Source organism: Bradyrhizobium cosmicum, from assembly GCF_007290395.2.
Classification (GTDB): Bacteria; Pseudomonadota; Alphaproteobacteria; order Rhizobiales; family Xanthobacteraceae; genus Bradyrhizobium; species Bradyrhizobium cosmicum.
In genome coordinates this window covers 666,134-682,738 of record NZ_CP041656.2, presented here as the reverse complement: position 1 = coordinate 682,738, position 16,605 = coordinate 666,134, and the positions used below count along the sequence as shown (strand labels likewise).

The window sequence follows — 16,605 nt, the reverse complement described above, 5'->3', positions numbered from 1 at the left end:
TCATGAGCCCTTGAAGGCCGGCTTGCGCTTCTCGACGAAGGCCTTGGCGGCCTCCTTGTGGTCCTCGGTGTCGCTGCAGCGGGTATGGTGGATCGCTTCGCCGTCGAAGCAATCCTCCAGCGGCAGATGCTCGGCATTGTTGATGTTGCGCTTGATGAAGCCGAGCGCAATCGATGGCCCTTGCGCCAGCGACAGCGCGAGTTCGTGCGCCGCCGTATCGATCTCGGCGTCGGGCACAACCTTGGTCACCATGCCGATCGCATGCGCCTCCTTCGCTGATAGCACCGGCGACATCAGATAGAGTTCGCGCGACCGCGCACTGCCGAGCAGCTGGGTGAGGAAATAGGTGCCGCCGTAATCGCCGGAGAATCCGACCTTGGCGAAGGCTGTCGTGATTTTGCAGGATTCGGATGCGATGCGCAGGTCGCACGACAGCGCCATCGACAGGCCGGCGCCCGCCGCCGCGCCGTCAAGCTGAGCCACCACGGGCTTCGGCATCTGGTGCAGGATTCGCGAGACCTCCATGCCGCGGCGCAGGTTCGCCATCTTCACCTCGAACGGCAGCGGCGCACGGCCCGCCGCCATCGACTTGACGTCGCCGCCGACGCAGAACGAGCCGCCCGCGCCCTTGAACAGCACCGCGCGCACCTCGGGATCATCGGCCGCGCGCCGCGCCGCTTCGACCAATCCTGCGACCATCTCGGGGTTGAGCGCGTTCTTCCGCTCGGGACGGTTCATGGTGATGGTGAGCAGCCCGCCTTCGAGCTTTTGCAGGACCATATCGTTCATGCGAGGTCTCCCTTGTTGTTGTTTGCTTCGTCATTCCGGGGCGCGCGAAGCGCGAGCCCGGAATCCATTCTTCAACCGTCACTGCCGCTCGATGGATCCCGGGTTCTCGCTACGCGAGCCCCGGGATGACGACCTGTCGTGAGGCACGCTCGCCGCCACGACGCCTCACGCCGTCACTTCTTCACCAGCGGACAGCGCGACTGCTCCAGCGGCTGGAATGCCTCGCTGCCGGGCACGGTGGCGAGCAGCTTGTAATCGTCCCAGCGGCCCTTGGATTCCGCCGGCTTCTTGACCTCGAACAGGTACATGTCGTGGATCATGCGGCCGTCCTCGCGGATCTTGCCGTTCTTGGCGAAGAAGTCGTTGATCGGCGTCTCCTTCATCACCTTGATGACCGTAGCTGCATCGGTCGTGCCGGCCGCCTTCACCGCCTTCAGATAATGCGTGACCGAGGAATAGACGCCGGCCTGTGCCGAGGTCGGCACCCGCTTGGTGCGCTCCATGAAGCGCTTGGAGAAAGCGCGGGTGTCGTCGTTGAGATCCCAGTAGAATGCTTCGGCGAGCAGCAGGCCCTGAGCGGTCTCCAGCCCGATCGAGTCGATGTCGGAGACGAAGGCGAGCAGCGGCGAGACCTTCTGGCCGCCCTTGGTGATGCCGAACTCGGCCGCCTGCTTGATGGCGTTGACGGTGTCACCGCCGGCGTTGGCAAGGCCAATCACCTTGGCCTTGGAGGCCTGCGCCTGCAGCAGGAACGACGAGAAATCCGAGGTGTTGAGCGGATGACGCACCGCGCCGAGCACCTTGCCGCCGGTCTTGGTGACGACGGCGCTGGTGTCCTTCTCCAGGTCCTGGCCGAAGGCGTAGTCGGCGGTGAGGAAGAACCAGGTGTCGAGGCCGGTCTTCACGGCTGCAAGGCCGGTCACGTTGGCCTGTCCGTAGGTGTCGAACACGTAGTGGATGGTGTAGGGACCGCAGGCCTCGTTGGTGAGACGGATCGAGCCCGGACCGTTGAACATGATGATCTTGTTGCGCGCTTTCGCGATCTCGCCGGCGGCAAGCGCAGTCGCTGAGGCCGCGACGTCGTAGATCATCTCGACGCCCTGATTGTCGAGCATGTCGCGCGCGATGTTGGCGGAGAGATCGGCCTTGTTCTGATGGTCCGCGGCCAGCACCTGGATCTTGCGTCCGAGTACCTCGCCGCCGAAATCCTCGACCGCCATCTTGGCTGCCGTCTCGCTGCCGGGGCCGGTGATATCTGCGTAAAGGCTCGACATGTCGAGGATGCCGCCGATCTTGAGCGGCGGCTTGTCCTGGGCCTGCACGGCGCTCGCGCTCAGAGCGAGCGACGCGGCAAAAATGCCCGACAAAATATTCTTCATCGTAAAGAGACCTCCCTTATCGCGCCGCACTCTTTGGGCGCTTGATTATGGCTGTTGCCGCAATCATGCCGCATGCGCAAGAGGGCAGCAAGCGCAGGTGCGAAGAGGCCGCATATTCGGCGCGCGATTTCCGCAAAGCGGAATGGTGAGGTGCGGATAAATGTTTCCACGTCGTTGCAAGAGCAGCGAGACAATCCAGACTGTCACCGCGGTCGGATTCTGGATTGCTTCGCTTCGCTCGCAATGATGGGATATGAGGAAGCCTCTTCGCGCCTCGCCACGCTTGAGTTAAGACTGACGCGCAACGCAACCTCTCCGGGCGCCGTGACGCGACTGCTTCATCTCATCGTCGCATTTCTTTTCGTCGCAGGTCGCACGGCGTTCGCCGTGCCGTGCCAATTCGAAACGCAAGGCGAAGGCCGCGCCGCCGCAATCGTCGATGCGCGTAGCGTGCGTCTCGACGATGGCCGCGAGGTCCGCCTCACCGGGATCGAACCAACCACAACGACGAAGCCGGCGCTGACGGCGCTGCTCGTCGGCCGCAAGGTCACGCTGCGGAGCACTGACGACACGCCCGACCGCTATGGCCGCCAGGGCGCGCTGGTCTTTGTCGGCGAGGACGATACCTCGGTGCAGGCCGCCCTCCTTGCCCGGGGCGACGCGATCGTCTCCGCCGAAATCACCGACAGGGATTGCGCAGCAGCCCTGATGGCGTCGGAGGCCGAGGCGCGGCGCGAAAAAAAGGGCAACTGGGCTGACCCGTCGGCCATAAAAAACGCGGAAAGTCCGGACGATATTTTGGCAGGGATCGGGCGCTTTATGGTGGTCGAAGGCAAAGTCCTGTCGGTCCGGCAAGCTGGGGCAGTGACCTACCTCAACTTCGGACGGAACTGGACACGCGGCTTTGCCGTGACTATTTCAAGGCGCATGCTACCGGCGTTCGAAAGCGCCGGGATATCCCTTAAGTCCCTGGAAAATAGACGCATTCGCGTCCGGGGCTGGGTCGAGGGGAATACGGGGCCGCGTATCGATGTGCTCCGGGTGGGACAGGTCGAGTTGCTGGGCGCAATCGAGCCGACAGGGGTAAGGCCCTAGGGGGCCAGGCACGGGTTAAGCGACGTGAATGGGGTGCTAGAACGGCACGGACGAGGTGATGGCCGCCGCCTGCGGGCTGCGCCGGCCGCGCTTTGCCTCGTGCTGGGCACAGCCCTTGCCGGTTGCGGCGATATGGGCCGGTTCCAGGCCGCGGTGCCGACCCAGACGGTCGCGATGCCGAAGCCGAAGCCGGCCGTCGCGCAGACCCCCGCCACCGAGAAGGAGCACGAGCGCATCCTGGCCAGCTATGGCGGCACCTATGACGATCCCAGGCTCGAATCGCTGGTCAGCAAGACGGTGGACCGGCTCGTTGCGGCCTCCGACCGTCCCGACCAGGGTTACAAGGTCACGATTCTCAACTCCGGCGCGGTCAACGCCTTCGCGCTGCCGAACGGCCAGCTCTACGTCACGCGCGGACTTCTTGCGCTTGCGAGCGACACGTCGGAATTGTCCTCCGTGCTCAGCCACGAGATGGCGCATGTGCTGTCCAAGCACGCCGCGATGCGCGAGGACCAGGCCCGCCAGGCCGCGATCGTCACCCGCGTCGTCACCGACATGAGCAACGACCCCGATCTTACCGCGCTGGCACTCGCCAAGACCAAGCTCACCATGGCGAGCTTTTCGCGCAATCAGGAGTTCGAGGCCGACGGCATCGGCGTCGGCATTTCCGCCAAGGCCCATTTCGATCCCTATGGCGCCGCGCGCTTCCTCTCGGCAATGGAGCGCAATGCCGAGCTGAAGGCCGGCAAGAGTTCGCTCGATCCGCGCGCGCAGGATTTCACCTCGTCGCATCCGGCGACCCCGGAGCGGGTGCAGAACGCGCAGACCATCGCACGCCAATACGTCGCTCCTGAAGGGGGCGAGCGCGACCGCGAGACCTATCTCGCCGCGATCGACAATCTCGTCTATGGCGAAGATCCCAGCGAGGGTTTCGTCCGCGGCCGGCGGTTCCTGCATCCCAAGCTCGGCTTCACCTTCCAGGCGCCGGATAATTTCACGCTCGACAACACCGCGCAGGCGGTGATCGGCGTGCGCGACGGCGGCTCGCAGGCGATGCGTTTCGACGTCGTGCGCGTACCGGCCGAGCAGTCGCTCGGCGATTACCTGAACTCGGGCTGGATGGAAGGCGTGGAGAAGGCGTCCATCGAGGACATCACCATCAACGGTTTTCCGGCGGCGTCCGCCACTGCCAAGGGCGATCAGTGGCAGTTCAAGGTCTACGCGCTGCGCTTCGGCAGCGACGTCTATCGCTTCATCTTCGCGGCACGGCAGAAGTCGACCGAGAGCGAACGCAACGCGCGCGAGACCGTCAATTCGTTCCGCCGCCTGACCCTCGACGAAATCCAGGCCGCGCGCCCGCTGCGCATCAAGGTCATCACCGTGCAGCCCGGCGACACCGTCGAATCGCTGTCCCACCGCATGGCCGGTGTCGATCACCCCGCCGAACGCTTTCGCGTCCTCAACGGGCTCGATCGCAGCGCGCAGGTGAAGGTGCGCGATCGCGTGAAGATCGTAGCGGATTGACGCTGCAGACTGTCAGCGTAGCTCGGATGGAGCGCAGAGCAATCCAGAGTTCGTGCAGGCCTCCGCGGGCGGCTTAAGCGCCCGCGTCCATGTCGCCGGCCTCGCGCTGGCCGGCGAGCCAGAGCGCGAGAAGGGTCCAGAACGCGCCGGACAGGAGATACGCGCCGGAGGCGATGACGCCGAGATTGGTGGCGAGCAACAGCGCAACGAGCGGCGCGAAACCTGCTCCGAACAGCCAGGCCATATCCGAGGTCAGCGCCGAGGCCGTGTAGCGATACGCCTGCCTGAAGTTCGAGGCGATCGCGCCGGAGGACTGACCGAAGGACAGGCCGAGCAGGATGAAGCCGATCACCATGTAGATGGTCTCACCGAACGCGCCGGCGTCGAGCAGCTGCGGGGCGAAGCCGCTGTAGATCGCGATCGCGATCGCCGATCCCATCAGCAGCGACTTGCGGCCGACACGGTCGGCAATGACGCCGGAGAGCACGATCGCCACGACACCGAACACGGCGGCGACGATCTCGATGATCAGGAAGCGCACCGGGCTTTCGCGGGTGAACAGGAACACCCAGGACAGCGGAAACACCGTCACCATGTGGAACAGCGCGAAGCTCGCCAGCGGCGCGAACGCGCCGAGCATGATGTTATGGCCTTCGCGCGCAACGGTCTCGGAGATGCGCGCGGGCTGCAATTCGCGGGTCTCGAACAGCGACGCATACTCCTCCGTCGTTACCATGCGCAGGCGCGCGAACAGCGCCACGACGTTGATGGCGAAGGCGACGAAGAACGGATAGCGCCAGCCCCAGTCGAAGAAATCGTCGGCGGAGAGATTGCCGGCGAAATAGGCGAACAGCGCGCTCGCCACGATCAGCCCGAGCGGAGCACCGAGCTGCGGCACCATCGCGTACCAGCCGCGCTGGGACGGCGGCGCGTTCAGAGCGAGCAGCGAGGCCATACCGTCCCAGGCACCGCCCCAGGCCAGACCCTGCGCAATGCGCGCCAGCGCCAGCAGCCAGATCGCAGCAACGCCGATCTCGGAATAGCCGGGCAGGAACGCGAGCGCCACGGTGGCGGTACCGAGCAGGAACAGCGCCGAGACCAGCTTGGCCGTCTTGCCGTACTCCCGGTCGATCGTCATGAAAATGACGGTTCCGATCGGGCGCGCGATGAAGGCCAGCGCGAAGATCATGAAGGAATAGAAGGTGCCGGTCAGCTCGCTCGTGAACGGGAACACCAGGCGCGGGAACACGATCACCGAGGCGATCGCATAGACGAAGAAATCGAAGAATTCCGAGGTCCGGCCGATGATGACGCCGATGGCGATCTCGCCGGGACTGGCCAGGTCATGGCCGTGCTCGCCCGAGGGAGTGTCTGCCAATGCGGTGGTCTGTGCCGTCGCCATTCGTGCGCCCTTAACGTCCTGAAAACCAAAGCCAACCGCCCGGCGGGGCGCCAGGCGATCCGGGCTTGTCTGGCTCAACATTTCGCACCGCAACATTGGACAAATTGTCCAATGTCCGGATTGCTGCGCCGCAGCTACCCGTTGCCCTCGCAAAAGAAACTCATTCTCAAAGGCTCGGCCCGTGTCCCGTCTCAAGATCCTGGCGCTGCTACCCCTGGCAGTTGCGCTTAGTGGCTGCAACTACGTCGTGCTGGCGCCAGCCGGCGACATCGCTGCCCAGCAGCGCGACCTCGTCATCATCTCCACTCTCCTGATGCTTTTGATCGTCGTCCCCGTGATGGCGCTGACGGTGGTGTTCGCCTGGCGCTACCGCCAGTCCAACACCTCGGCCCGTTATGAGCCGGAATGGGATCACTCGACCAAGCTCGAGCTGGTGATCTGGTCGGCGCCGTTGCTGATCATCATCTGCCTGGGCGCGCTGACCTGGATGGGCACGCATCTGCTCGACCCCTATCGCACGCTCGGCCGCATCCATGCCGACCGCGCCGTGGATCAGTCCAAGGCCCCGCTCGAGGTCGACGTCGTCGCGCTCGACTGGAAGTGGCTCTTCATCTATCCGGACTACGGCATCGCCACCGTCAACGACCTCGCCGCGCCCGTCGACCGCCCGATCAACTTCCGCATCACCGCGTCCTCGGTGATGAACTCGTTCTACATCCCCGCGCTTGCCGGCCAGATCTACGCGATGCCGGGCATGGAGACCAAGCTCCACGCCGTGGTGAACCACGCCGGCACCTACAAGGGCTTTTCGGCGAACTATAGCGGTGCCGGCTTCTCCGGCATGCACTTCAACTTCCAGGGCCTCGACGACAAGGGTTTTGACGCCTGGGTCGCCAGTGCCAAATCCGCCGGCGGCTCGCTCGGCCGCGCCGAATATCTCCAGCTCGAGAAGCCCAGCCAGAACGAGCCGGTGCGCCGCTACGGCACCATCGATTCCGATCTCTACCGCCTGATCCTCAACATGTGCGTCGAGACCGGCAAGATGTGCCAGAGCGAGATGATGGCGATCGACGCCAAGGGCGGCCGCGGCCATGAGGGCCTGAACAACACGCTGCCGCTGGCCTACGACAAATACGCCCGCCGCGGCAGCGCGCTCGGGCCGGAGCCGACCTTCGTCGCCGGCACCTGCACGCCCGAGGCGCCGCAGGGCAAGACGACGGCCTCCATCACGGCACCCGTCGACACCGCGCCGCTTACCGGCGCCGGCCTGAAGCGGCCGACTTTCACGCCGCTGAAGTCCTCGTCCTTCTTCCTCGGACAGCGTCCGAAGTCAGACTCCTAAAGAGAGCTCGCATGTCTCCTGATCTTCTCAAGCTCATCTTCGGCCGGCTCGGCATCGAATCGCTGCCGCTGCACGAGCCGATCGTCGTCGGCACCTTCGTGATGGTCGCGCTCGGCGGCGCCACGCTGCTCGCCGGCCTCACCTATTTCCGTCTCTGGGGCTACCTCTGGCGCGAATGGTTCACCACGGTCGACCACAAGCGTATCGGCATCATGTACATGATCCTCGGCATCGTGATGCTGCTGCGCGGCTTCGCCGACGCGCTGATGATGCGCGGCCAGCAGATGCTCGCCTTTGGCGGCTCCGAAGGCTATCTCAACGCCCATCACTACGACCAGGTCTTCACCGCCCACGGCGTGATCATGATCTTCTTCGTGGCGATGCCGCTGGTCACCGGCCTGATGAACTACGTCGTGCCGCTCCAGATCGGCGCCCGCGACGTGTCGTTCCCGTTCCTGAACAATTTCAGCTTCTGGATGACGGTCGGCGGCGCGGTGCTGGTGATGGCCTCGCTGTTCATCGGCGAATTCGCCCGCACCGGCTGGCTGGCTTATCCGCCGCTGTCCAACATCGGCTACAGTCCTGACGTCGGCGTCGACTATTACATCTGGGCGCTGCAGGTCGCGGGCGTCGGCACGACGCTGTCCGGCATCAACCTGATCTGTACCATCGTCAAGCTGCGCTGCCCCGGCATGACCATGATGAAGATGCCGGTGTTCACCTGGACCTCGCTCTGCACCAACATCCTGATCGTCGCCTCCTTCCCCGTCCTGACCGTCGTGCTCGCGCTGCTCTCGCTTGATCGCTATGTCGGCACCAATTTCTTCACGAACGATTTCGGCGGCAGCCCGATGATGTACGTGAACCTGATCTGGATCTGGGGCCATCCCGAGGTCTACATCCTGGTTCTCCCGGCCTTCGGCATCTTCTCGGAAGTCACCTCGACCTTCTCCGGCAAGCGCCTGTTCGGCTATACCTCGATGGTCTACGCCACGGTCGTCATCACCATCCTGTCGTACCTGGTGTGGCTGCACCACTTCTTCACGATGGGTTCGGGCGCCAGCGTCAATTCGTTCTTCGGCATCACCACGATGATCATCTCGATCCCGACGGGCGCGAAGATGTTCAACTGGCTGTTCACGATGTATCGCGGCCGTATCCGCTACGAACTGCCGATGATGTGGACGATCGCCTTCATGCTGACCTTCGTGCTCGGCGGCATGACCGGCGTTCTGCTCGCGGTGCCGCCGGCCGACTTCGTCCTGCACAACAGCCTGTTCCTGATCGCGCATTTCCACAACGTGATCATCGGCGGCGTCGTGTTCGGCGCCTTTGCCGGCATCAACTACTGGTTCCCGAAGGCGTTCGGCTTCAAGCTCGATGTGTTCTGGGGCAAGCTGTCGTTCTGGTTCTGGGTCGTCGGCTTCTATCTCGCCTTCATGCCGCTCTACGTGCTCGGCCTGATGGGCGTGACCCGCCGCCTCCGCGTGTTCGACGATCCGAGCTTGCAGATCTGGTTCGTCATCGCCGCGATCGGTGCCTTCCTCGTCTTCCTCGGCATCCTCTCGATGCTGATGCAGTTCGCGGTCTCCTTCCTCAAGCGCGAGCAGCTTAAGGACGTCACCGGCGATCCCTGGGACGCGCGCACGCTGGAATGGGCGACCTCCTCGCCGCCGCCGGACTACAACTTCGCCTTCACCCCCGTCGTTCACGACAATGACGCGTGGTGGGACATGAAGAGGCGCGGCTACCAGCGTCCGCTCACCGGGTTCAAGCCGATCCACATGCCCAGCAGCACCGGCACCGGCGTCATTCTCGCCGGCTTCGCCACCGCGATGGGTTTCGGCCTGATCTGGTACATCTGGTGGCTGGCGGCTGCGAGCTTCATCGCGATGCTCGTCGTCGGGATCGGCCACACCTTCAACTATCATCGCGACTTCGACATTCCGGCCGACGACGTCATCCGGACCGAGGACGCGCGAACCAAACTGCTCGCCGGAGCCAAGTAAATGACTGTCGCTGTCAATTCCTCGCAGGCCGGCGAGCCGGTCTTCTATCTCGCCGACGAACACCCGCATCCGGAAGGCTACAGCACCTCGCTGGGCTTCTGGATCTACCTGATGAGCGACTGTCTCATCTTCGCGATGCTGTTCGCCGCCTTCGGCGTGCTCGGCGCCAACTACGCCGCCGGGCCCGCACCAAAGGACCTGTTCGACCTCGACCTGGTCGCGGTGAACACCTCGATGCTGCTGCTGTCCTCGATCACCTATGGCTTCGCCATGCTGGCGATGCAGCAGAACAAGATCGCGCAGACGCAGATGTGGCTGGCGATCACCGGCCTGTTCGGCCTCGCCTTCATCGGGATCGAGCTCACCGAGTTCGCCCACATGATCCATGAAGGCGCCACACCCCAGCGCAGCGCCTTCCTGTCCGCCTTCTTCACCCTGGTCGGCACCCACGGCCTGCACGTCTCCTGCGGCCTGATCTGGCTGGTCACGCTGATGGTTCAGGTCTGGAAGTTCGGCCTGATCGAGGCCAATCGCCGCCGGCTGATGTGCCTGTCGATGTTCTGGCACTTCCTCGACGTGGTCTGGATCGGCGTCTTCACCTTCGTCTATCTCCTGGGAGTTCTGCGATGAACACCGATACCCACGCCGCTGGCGCGCACGACCATCACCACGACGACGGCCACGCCCACAGTACGTTCTCGGGCTACATGCTCGGCTTCGTGCTCTCCGTGGTGCTGACCGCGATCCCGTTCTGGCTGGTGATGAGCGGCGCGCTTCCGAGCAAGCAGATCACCGCACTCGTCATCATGGCCTTCGCGGTCGTGCAGATCGTCGTGCACATGATCTACTTCCTGCACATGAGCCCCAAATCCGAGAACGGCTGGACCATGATGGCGCTGATCTTCACCATCGTCATGGTGGTGATCGCACTGTCCGGTTCGCTGTGGGTGATGAACCACCTCAACAGCAACATGATGCCGATGCACGAGATGACGGGAATGAAGTGAGCGAGGCTCTGAATTGAGCAAGACCAGGACCGCGGCGAGCGAAACAGAGGGGACGCGCGACGACACTGCGCGCTCCCCGTCCTTGTGGCTCGCGGTCCTCTCGCTTACGGCCTTTGCCGTTCTGATCGCGCTCGGCGTCTGGCAGGTCGAGCGCCGCGCCTGGAAGCTGGCGCTGATCGACCGCGTCGAGCAGCGCGTTCACGCCCCCGCCCAGCCGATCCCCTCGCCGGCGGCATGGTCCGCGGTCACCGCCGCGAACGACGAATACCGGCACGTCAGCCTCACCGGCCGCTTCCTGCACGACCGCGAGACGCTGGTACAGGCCGTCACCGAGGGAGGCCCCGGCTATTGGGTACTGACGCCGCTTCAACGCGGCGACGGCACGCAGGTTCTGGTCAACCGGGGCTTCGTGCCGTCCGAGCGGCGCGACGCATCGGCACGCCGGGACGGCAATCCGGACGGCCCGGTCGAGATCACCGGCCTGTTACGCATGTCCGAGCCGAAAGGCGGCTTCCTCCGGAATAATGTCCCCCAGCATAACCGCTGGTATTCGCGGGACGTCGCCGCGATTGCCGCCGCCCGTGGCCTCCACGAGGCCGCTCCCTTTTTCGTCGACGCCGACGCCGGATCACAATCAGGCGGTGGCCCCATCGGCGGATTGACCGTGGTCCGCTTTCCCAATAACCACCTGATCTACGCGCTGACGTGGTTTGCCCTGGCTTTGATGCTGGCCGGCTGGCTTTTCGTCACTTTCGGCGGCGGGCTGTTCCGCCGCCAGCGCATCGTCCACGAACCGGCCGGCGGCCCCGATGCCTCCGCCCGCAGGACGGGATCAGATGCTGGAACGATCGTCGAGCAGACCTGACGACGGCAAGATGCCTCCCCAAGCACTTGCCAAAGAGCTGGGCGGGTTCGCCGTCACGCTGCAATCGCAGGCGGACGCGCGCAGCGGCTTGATCGGCGCCGCGCCGACCGACGACGAGACCAACCGCAAGAACATGGCGTTGCTGATCCAGCTGCGCTGGACCGCGGTAGTCGGCCAGATCTTGACCATCGGTGGCGTGCATTTCGGTCTCGGCATCCCCTTGCCTCTCGAGCGGATGGGCGCGGTGATCGGCGCGCTGCTGCTGCTCAACGTTTCGAGCCTCGTTTGGGTACGCCATCGCGCCGCGATCACCAACAACGAGCTGCTGGTCGCGCTGATGCTCGACGTCGCCGCGCTGACCGCGCAGCTCTACCTCAGCGGCGGCGCCACCAATCCCTTCACCTCGCTGTTCTTGCTCCAGGTCACGCTGGGCGCGGTGCTGCTCGATGCCCGCTCGACCTGGTCGCTGGTCGCGCTGACCTGCGCATGTTTCGTGTGGTTGACGCTGGCCTACAGACCGCTCGACCTGCCGCCAAATCCGCTCAGCGAGACCTATTCGCTCACCGTCGCCGGCATGCTGCTGGGCTTCGCCCTCAATGCGGTTCTGCTGGTCGTCTTTGTCACGCGCATCAACAGGAACTTGCGCGAGCGCGACGCCCATCTGGCGGCGCTGCGCCAGCATGCGGCCGAGCAGGACCACATCGTGCGCATGGGCCTGCTCGCCTCCGGCGCGGCGCACGAGCTCGGCACGCCCCTCGCCTCGCTCTCGGTCATCCTCAGCGACTGGCGCCGCATGCCGGATCTCGCCGCCGATCAGGAGCTCGCCGAGGATCTTTCGGAGATGGAGACGTCGCTGCAACGCTGCAAATCCATCGTGACAGGAATCCTGGTGTCGGCGGGGGAAGCGCGCGGCGAAGGCTCTTCGCCAACGACGGTGACGGCTTTCGTCACGGCGCTGGTGGAGGAGTGGCGCGACGCGCGCTCGGCGCGCACGCTCTACTTCGTCAATACGTTCGGCGAGGATGTCGCGATCGTCTCGGACGTTGCGCTGAAACAGGTGATCTTCAACGTGCTCGACAACGCCTACGAGGTCTCGCGTGATTGGGTCGAATTTCTGGCCGAGCGCGAGGGTGACAATCTCGTACTATCGATCAGCGATCGCGGTCCCGGCTTCGCTCCGGAAATGCTGGCGCAGCTCGGAAAGCCCTACCAGTCGAGCAAGGGCCGGGCCGGCGGCGGGCTCGGCCTGTTCCTGGTGGTGAACGTCGTGCGCAAGCTCGGGGGCAGTGTGACCGCCGAGAATCATCGCAAGCGTGGCGCCACCGTCCGCCTGACGCTGCCGCTCGCAACGCTCGCGATCGGAGGCAGCTTTGACGCCTGACCGATCGCTCATCGTCGTCGAGGACGATGCCGGCTTCGCGCGCACGCTGAAGCGCTCATTCGAGCGCCGCGGCTATGATGTCGTGCTCGCCGCCTCGATCGAGGAGGTCCGCAAGGTGCTGGAGGAACGGTCCTTCGGCCACGCCGTCGTCGACCTCAAACTCGGCGGCGCCTCAGGCCTTGCCTGCGTCGAGCTGCTGCATACGCATGATCCGGAGATGCTGATCGTGGTGCTAACCGGCTTTGCCAGCATCTCGACGGCCGTCGAGGCGATCAAGCTGGGAGCCTGCCACTACCTGGCAAAGCCGTCGAACACCGACGACATCGAGGCCGCCTTCAACAAGGCCGAAGGCAATGTCGAAGTCGCGCTCGATGCGCGGCCGACCTCGATCAAGACGCTGGAATGGGAGCGCATCCACCAGACGCTGATCGAGACCGATTTCAACATCTCGGAGGCAGCGCGGCGGCTCGGCATGCACCGGCGCACGCTGGCACGGAAGCTCGAGAAGCGGCCGGTGAAGTGAGCTGCCGTCCCGGCTAGGCCCCGCGCAGGTCCGGGACGATTCTGACATTGCGGCCCGACTTCGCCGCCTCGCTCCAGTGCCCGAGGCCAGCCGATCTTGACCGCGCAATTGCGATCATCGATGATCCCGCCGGCAAGCAGCGATGGATCGATACATCCTGGACGTGAATTGCACTCTGCTGCCGTGACTACATGTCTGTGAGAACGCGCACGGACGAATATTGTTTTTCAGATCATTTTTGGAGGCCGAGATGTTACTGGCGCGCGCGCGATGGTGTTCGCTTCTACTTGCTGCAAGCTTGTCCCCGGCGCTGGCGCAAGGCGCCGCACCGCAACTGCGTGGCAAGTCAGTGACGGCGGGATGGACCGAGGAGAGGCTTCAGCGCCTGGGCGGCATGGGCGAGTTTGCGCCGAAGAGCTTTTCGCACACGCTCAGTGCCTACGTGTCGTCGGAGGGCCGCGTGTTCGCGCGGCGGACAGTTTACGGCGGCGGCAGGGGCAGGCCGAAAACAGGCCAGGCCAGCAGTGTCGGATCGGATGGCGCGGGAAGTCAGCAGGCCCGGATCAGCGGCCGGTCTCTGATCGTGACGACCCAGTTTGCCGGCGGTGTTCGTCTCGTGCGGATCGAGTTCAACGCGGACTTCTCGGGCTGTACCGCCAATGTGGTACTCGGTCGGGAAAACGGCACCGCAATCGCGCGGGGACGCTCCTTGATCAACGGAGCGAGGCTCGAGATCAAGGAGGCGCATGTGAGCAATACGAGCTGCTCGATCCAGGCCGGCAACGTCTTCGAGCACTAGGCTGAAACCGGATGCCGAGAGCGCCCCGCCATTTCGACCATAGCGAGCCCCATTCATGAAGACGTCGCACAGTGTCACCATCGCGCTGGCCGCGTTCGCGGTGCTTTCAGCCGCCACGCCGGGCCAGGCCGAGCAGGCCACGCCGACCTGCGTCTACGCCAGCAGGAGCTACAGCGACGGCGCGTTCCTGTGCGTACAGAAATCGATTGCCCTGATCTGCCGCTCGGACGGCGGACGCTTCACCTGGACAACCGTCGCCGACAAGGATCTGGCGGATCGATGCACCGCTTCCGTACCTCATGTCCGCCCGCGTCATGTGCGGGTCCGGACGGCGGCCTATCGCGTGCACCACCGCGATCCCTCGATCAGCGCCGCCAAATGCTTCGACTTCAACGGCAAGCGATATTGCGAGTGACCGGTCTGCGCCGGACGGCGCGAAGCCCGGCGCTGAGCCGTCGATACCAAAAAGGCGACAACAAAAAGCCCGGCCGAGCGGCCGGGCTTGATGTGTTGCGATCGACGCGATGAGAAGCTTACGCGGCCTCGTCGGCGACGGTGGTGTCGCCATCGGTCTCGTCGGTCTCGCCCTCGGCATCCGCCTCGCCTTCGCCCTCGGCGGCTTCCGCCTTGGCGTTGCGGCGCGGGCTCTTGGCGAGCTGGGCCTCGATCTCCTTGACCGCTTCGGTCTCGGTCGAGTGCTGCACGACCGCGATCTCGCGGGACAGACGATCGAGCGCCGCTTCATAGAGCTGGCGTTCGCTATAGGACTGCTCAGGCTGCGATTCGGAGCGATAGAGGTCGCGCACGACTTCCGCGATCGCGACGATGTCGCCCGAGTTGATCTTCGCTTCGTATTCCTGGGCGCGACGCGACCACATGGTGCGCTTGACGCGGGCGCGGCCCTTGAGGGTCTCGAGCGCCTTCTTCACCAGCGTCGGCTCGGACAGCTTGCGCATACCGACATTGGCGACCTTGGCGGTCGGCACGCGCAGCGTCATCTTGTCCTTGATGAAGTTGATGACGAACAGCTCGAGCTTCGCGCCGGCGATCTCCTGCTCTTCGATGGCCAGGATCTGGCCGACGCCGTGAGCGGGATAGACGACGAATTCGTTGGCCTTGAAGCCCTGACGCTGGGTCACGACCTTCTTTTCCTCGACCTTCGGCGCGGGTGCAGCGGCCTTCACGGCCGGCTTGGCAGCAGCAACGGGCGCCTTGGCAGGGGCGGCAGCAACAGGGGCCTTCGGAGCAACGGGCTTGGCAGCGGGAGCCTTGACGGCAGCGGGCTTGGCAGCAGGCTTTGCAACGGTCGCCTTCGCGGCCGGTTTGGCAGTCTTGTTAGGCATTGCGCTTCTTTTGTTCTTCGAGGACTTTGCAGCCGGCGGCGCCTTGGCAGCGGCCCGACCCTTGGATGCGCTACGGCTGGCCGCGGCGACTTTTTTGGCCTCCTTATGGGAAGCCCTCGCGGAAGTACTCTTTTTACGCGTTTTCTGTGACACAGCCTGCGCGCGGAAACTGCCACGCCCCTGTTCGACATTTGGTTTCACGGGAACCCAACGGGGCCAACTGGGCTGACGGGGGGTTCAGCTTAATGTGCCCAATATAGCACATTTCCCGCAAAAATCAATGATTTAGGGGTCTTCAGGCCTGTTTTCAGCGTTCACGAAGCTATTAGGGTTAAGTTTGAGCCCGAATTAGTCTCCGGAGCCGGGGTTCGGGGAGAAATATTTCTCGAACTTGCCTTCCATCCCGTCGAATTCCTTCGCGTCGTCGGGTGATTCTTTCTTCTGGGTGATGTTCGGCCAGCTCTTGGCGTAGTCGGCGTTGACCGACAGCCACTTTTCTAGGCCCGGTTCCGTATCCGGCTTGATGGCGTCGGCGGGGCATTCCGGCTCGCACACGCCGCAGTCGATGCACTCGTCAGGATGGATGACGAGCATGTTGTCGCCCTCGTAGAAACAATCGACCGGGCAGACCTCGACGCAGTCGGTGTACTTGCACTTGATGCAGTTTTCAGTGACGACGTAAGTCATCCAACGCTCCGAAAAGCTCTTTTAAAAGTCGCGGCTTGCGTAGCGCGGATGGCCCGGCGCTGCAAGGTCGGGAACGGCCGATCATGACGGCTTTGTGCGTTTGACGGACCAAGAAATGAATTCAAAGCGCAATTAATTGCGCTGAGAATCCGGATTGGCTTCGCTGAGCTCCTCGTAGAGCACGCGGGCCGAGGCGGCATCGCCACGGCGCTCGTTGAAGGCTGTGACTTTCAACACCCGCACGGTGCGGTCCAGCGCGATGGTGAGCACGTCGCCGGTCTTGATCGCGTGCCCCGGCGATGTCTCGCGCGCGCCGTTGACGCGGACGCGGCCTTTTTCGACGAGCTCAGCCGCAGAGGTGCGCGCCTTCACCACCCGCGCATGCCACAGCCATTTGTCGAGGCGCTGCCGCTCGGACGTAGCTCACTCCATTTGACGCGTTGTCTTCACGCGAACCGCT

General features: G+C 64.2%; 17 protein-coding genes. 11 read left to right on the top strand and 6 right to left on the bottom strand.

The window, feature by feature from the left end; genetic code table 11:
* Both FNV92_RS03160 and FNV92_RS03155 read right to left on the bottom strand, forming a co-directional pair.
* Positions 1–789 carry an enoyl-CoA hydratase gene (locus FNV92_RS03160; protein WP_143842300.1) on the bottom strand — a complete coding sequence of 263 codons (789 nt, stop codon included), beginning with the start codon at positions 787–789 and terminating at the stop codon, positions 1–3.
* A gap of 173 nt (positions 790–962) precedes the next feature.
* Positions 963–2,168, bottom strand: coding sequence for an ABC transporter substrate-binding protein (locus FNV92_RS03155; RefSeq protein ID WP_143842301.1), 1,206 nt, complete (start codon positions 2,166–2,168; stop codon positions 963–965).
* Between the two features lie 243 nt (positions 2,169–2,411).
* Here FNV92_RS03155 and FNV92_RS03150 point away from each other — a divergent pair, with 243 nt between their 5' ends.
* On the top strand, positions 2,412–3,263 hold the full coding sequence (locus tag FNV92_RS03150) for a thermonuclease family protein (RefSeq protein ID WP_143842304.1): 852 nt from the start codon (positions 2,412–2,414) through the stop codon (positions 3,261–3,263).
* 132 nt (positions 3,264–3,395) lie between these two features.
* Complete coding sequence (locus FNV92_RS03145) at positions 3,396–4,787, top strand: M48 family metalloprotease (RefSeq protein ID WP_244623816.1); 1,392 nt, start codon at positions 3,396–3,398, stop codon at positions 4,785–4,787.
* 73 nt (positions 4,788–4,860) lie between these two features.
* On the opposite strand, the gene FNV92_RS03140 is transcribed toward FNV92_RS03145, so the two are convergent.
* Positions 4,861–6,189, bottom strand: a complete 1,329-nt coding sequence (locus FNV92_RS03140; protein WP_014439285.1) for an MFS transporter — start codon at positions 6,187–6,189, stop codon at positions 4,861–4,863.
* Positions 6,190–6,370: 181 nt separating this feature from the next.
* Between FNV92_RS03140 and cyoA the strand changes: the two genes are divergently transcribed.
* From cyoA to FNV92_RS03095, 9 genes are all read left to right on the top strand, one after another.
* Entirely contained in the window at positions 6,371–7,531 is a 1,161-nt protein-coding gene (cyoA, locus tag FNV92_RS03135) for a ubiquinol oxidase subunit II (protein ID WP_143842305.1), read from the top strand.
* A gap of 11 nt (positions 7,532–7,542) precedes the next feature.
* Entirely contained in the window at positions 7,543–9,540 is a 1,998-nt protein-coding gene (cyoB, locus tag FNV92_RS03130; protein ID WP_143842307.1) for a cytochrome o ubiquinol oxidase subunit I, read from the top strand.
* Positions 9,541–10,170, top strand: a complete 630-nt coding sequence (gene cyoC, locus FNV92_RS03125; RefSeq protein WP_143842308.1) for a cytochrome o ubiquinol oxidase subunit III — start codon at positions 9,541–9,543, stop codon at positions 10,168–10,170.
* Positions 10,167–10,547, top strand: a complete 381-nt coding sequence (gene cyoD / locus FNV92_RS03120) for a cytochrome o ubiquinol oxidase subunit IV (protein WP_014439281.1) — start codon at positions 10,167–10,169, stop codon at positions 10,545–10,547. Before cyoC ends, cyoD begins: the two co-directional genes overlap by 4 nt.
* 13 nt (positions 10,548–10,560) lie before the next feature.
* Complete coding sequence (locus FNV92_RS03115) at positions 10,561–11,412, top strand: SURF1 family protein (protein WP_143842309.1); 852 nt, start codon at positions 10,561–10,563, stop codon at positions 11,410–11,412.
* Positions 11,384–12,793, top strand: coding sequence for an ATP-binding protein (locus FNV92_RS03110; RefSeq protein ID WP_168213376.1), 1,410 nt, complete (start codon positions 11,384–11,386; stop codon positions 12,791–12,793). The genes FNV92_RS03115 and FNV92_RS03110 overlap by 29 nt, the downstream gene beginning before the upstream one ends.
* The gene (locus FNV92_RS03105; RefSeq protein WP_014439278.1) at positions 12,783–13,316 is read left to right on the top strand and encodes a response regulator transcription factor; all 534 of its coding nucleotides are present in this window, start codon (positions 12,783–12,785) and stop codon (positions 13,314–13,316) included. The genes FNV92_RS03110 and FNV92_RS03105 overlap by 11 nt, the downstream gene beginning before the upstream one ends.
* Before the next feature lie 250 nt (positions 13,317–13,566).
* Positions 13,567–14,115: a hypothetical protein gene (locus FNV92_RS03100; protein ID WP_014439277.1), complete on the top strand. Its 549-nt coding sequence runs from the start codon at positions 13,567–13,569 to the stop codon at positions 14,113–14,115.
* Positions 14,116–14,170: 55 nt separating this feature from the next.
* Positions 14,171–14,530, top strand: coding sequence for a DUF1496 domain-containing protein (locus FNV92_RS03095; protein ID WP_143842311.1), 360 nt, complete (start codon positions 14,171–14,173; stop codon positions 14,528–14,530).
* Between the two features lie 118 nt (positions 14,531–14,648).
* Here FNV92_RS03095 and FNV92_RS03090 read toward each other — a convergent pair whose 3' ends face one another.
* The 3 genes from FNV92_RS03090 to FNV92_RS03080 all read right to left on the bottom strand — a co-directional run bounded on the left by FNV92_RS03090 (position 14,649) and on the right by FNV92_RS03080 (position 16,520).
* The gene (locus tag FNV92_RS03090; RefSeq protein WP_168213377.1) at positions 14,649–15,458 is read right to left on the bottom strand and encodes a CarD family transcriptional regulator; all 810 of its coding nucleotides are present in this window, start codon (positions 15,456–15,458) and stop codon (positions 14,649–14,651) included.
* Positions 15,459–15,806: 348 nt separating this feature from the next.
* Positions 15,807–16,145, bottom strand: coding sequence for a ferredoxin FdxA (gene fdxA / locus FNV92_RS03085; protein ID WP_014439274.1), 339 nt, complete (start codon positions 16,143–16,145; stop codon positions 15,807–15,809).
* 132 nt (positions 16,146–16,277) lie between these two features.
* A complete protein-coding gene (locus FNV92_RS03080) occupies positions 16,278–16,520 on the bottom strand; it encodes a S4 domain-containing protein (protein ID WP_244623775.1) in 243 nt (80 codons plus the stop codon).
* Between the last annotated feature and the right edge of the window lie 85 nt (positions 16,521–16,605).

Excerpts from the sequence above, each read along its gene's own strand:
- FNV92_RS03160 (WP_143842300.1), bottom strand. The coding sequence starts at position 789 with ATGAACGATATGGTCCTGCAAAAGCTCGAAGGCGGGCTGCTCACCATC.
- FNV92_RS03155 (WP_143842301.1), bottom strand. The coding sequence starts at position 2,168 with ATGAAGAATATTTTGTCGGGCATTTTTGCCGCGTCGCTCGCTCTGAGC.
- FNV92_RS03150 (WP_143842304.1), top strand. The coding sequence starts at position 2,412 with ATGATGGGATATGAGGAAGCCTCTTCGCGCCTCGCCACGCTTGAGTTA.
- FNV92_RS03145 (WP_244623816.1), top strand. The coding sequence starts at position 3,396 with ATGGGCCGGTTCCAGGCCGCGGTGCCGACCCAGACGGTCGCGATGCCG.
- FNV92_RS03140 (WP_014439285.1), bottom strand. The coding sequence starts at position 6,189 with ATGGCGACGGCACAGACCACCGCATTGGCAGACACTCCCTCGGGCGAG.
- cyoB (WP_143842307.1), top strand. The coding sequence starts at position 7,543 with ATGTCTCCTGATCTTCTCAAGCTCATCTTCGGCCGGCTCGGCATCGAA.
- cyoC (WP_143842308.1), top strand. The coding sequence starts at position 9,541 with ATGACTGTCGCTGTCAATTCCTCGCAGGCCGGCGAGCCGGTCTTCTAT.
- cyoD (WP_014439281.1), top strand. The coding sequence starts at position 10,167 with ATGAACACCGATACCCACGCCGCTGGCGCGCACGACCATCACCACGAC.
- FNV92_RS03110 (WP_168213376.1), top strand. The coding sequence starts at position 11,384 with ATGCTGGAACGATCGTCGAGCAGACCTGACGACGGCAAGATGCCTCCC.
- FNV92_RS03100 (WP_014439277.1), top strand. The coding sequence starts at position 13,567 with ATGTTACTGGCGCGCGCGCGATGGTGTTCGCTTCTACTTGCTGCAAGC.
- FNV92_RS03095 (WP_143842311.1), top strand. The coding sequence starts at position 14,171 with ATGAAGACGTCGCACAGTGTCACCATCGCGCTGGCCGCGTTCGCGGTG.
- FNV92_RS03090 (WP_168213377.1), bottom strand. The coding sequence starts at position 15,458 with ATGCCTAACAAGACTGCCAAACCGGCCGCGAAGGCGACCGTTGCAAAG.
- fdxA (WP_014439274.1), bottom strand. The coding sequence starts at position 16,145 with ATGACTTACGTCGTCACTGAAAACTGCATCAAGTGCAAGTACACCGAC.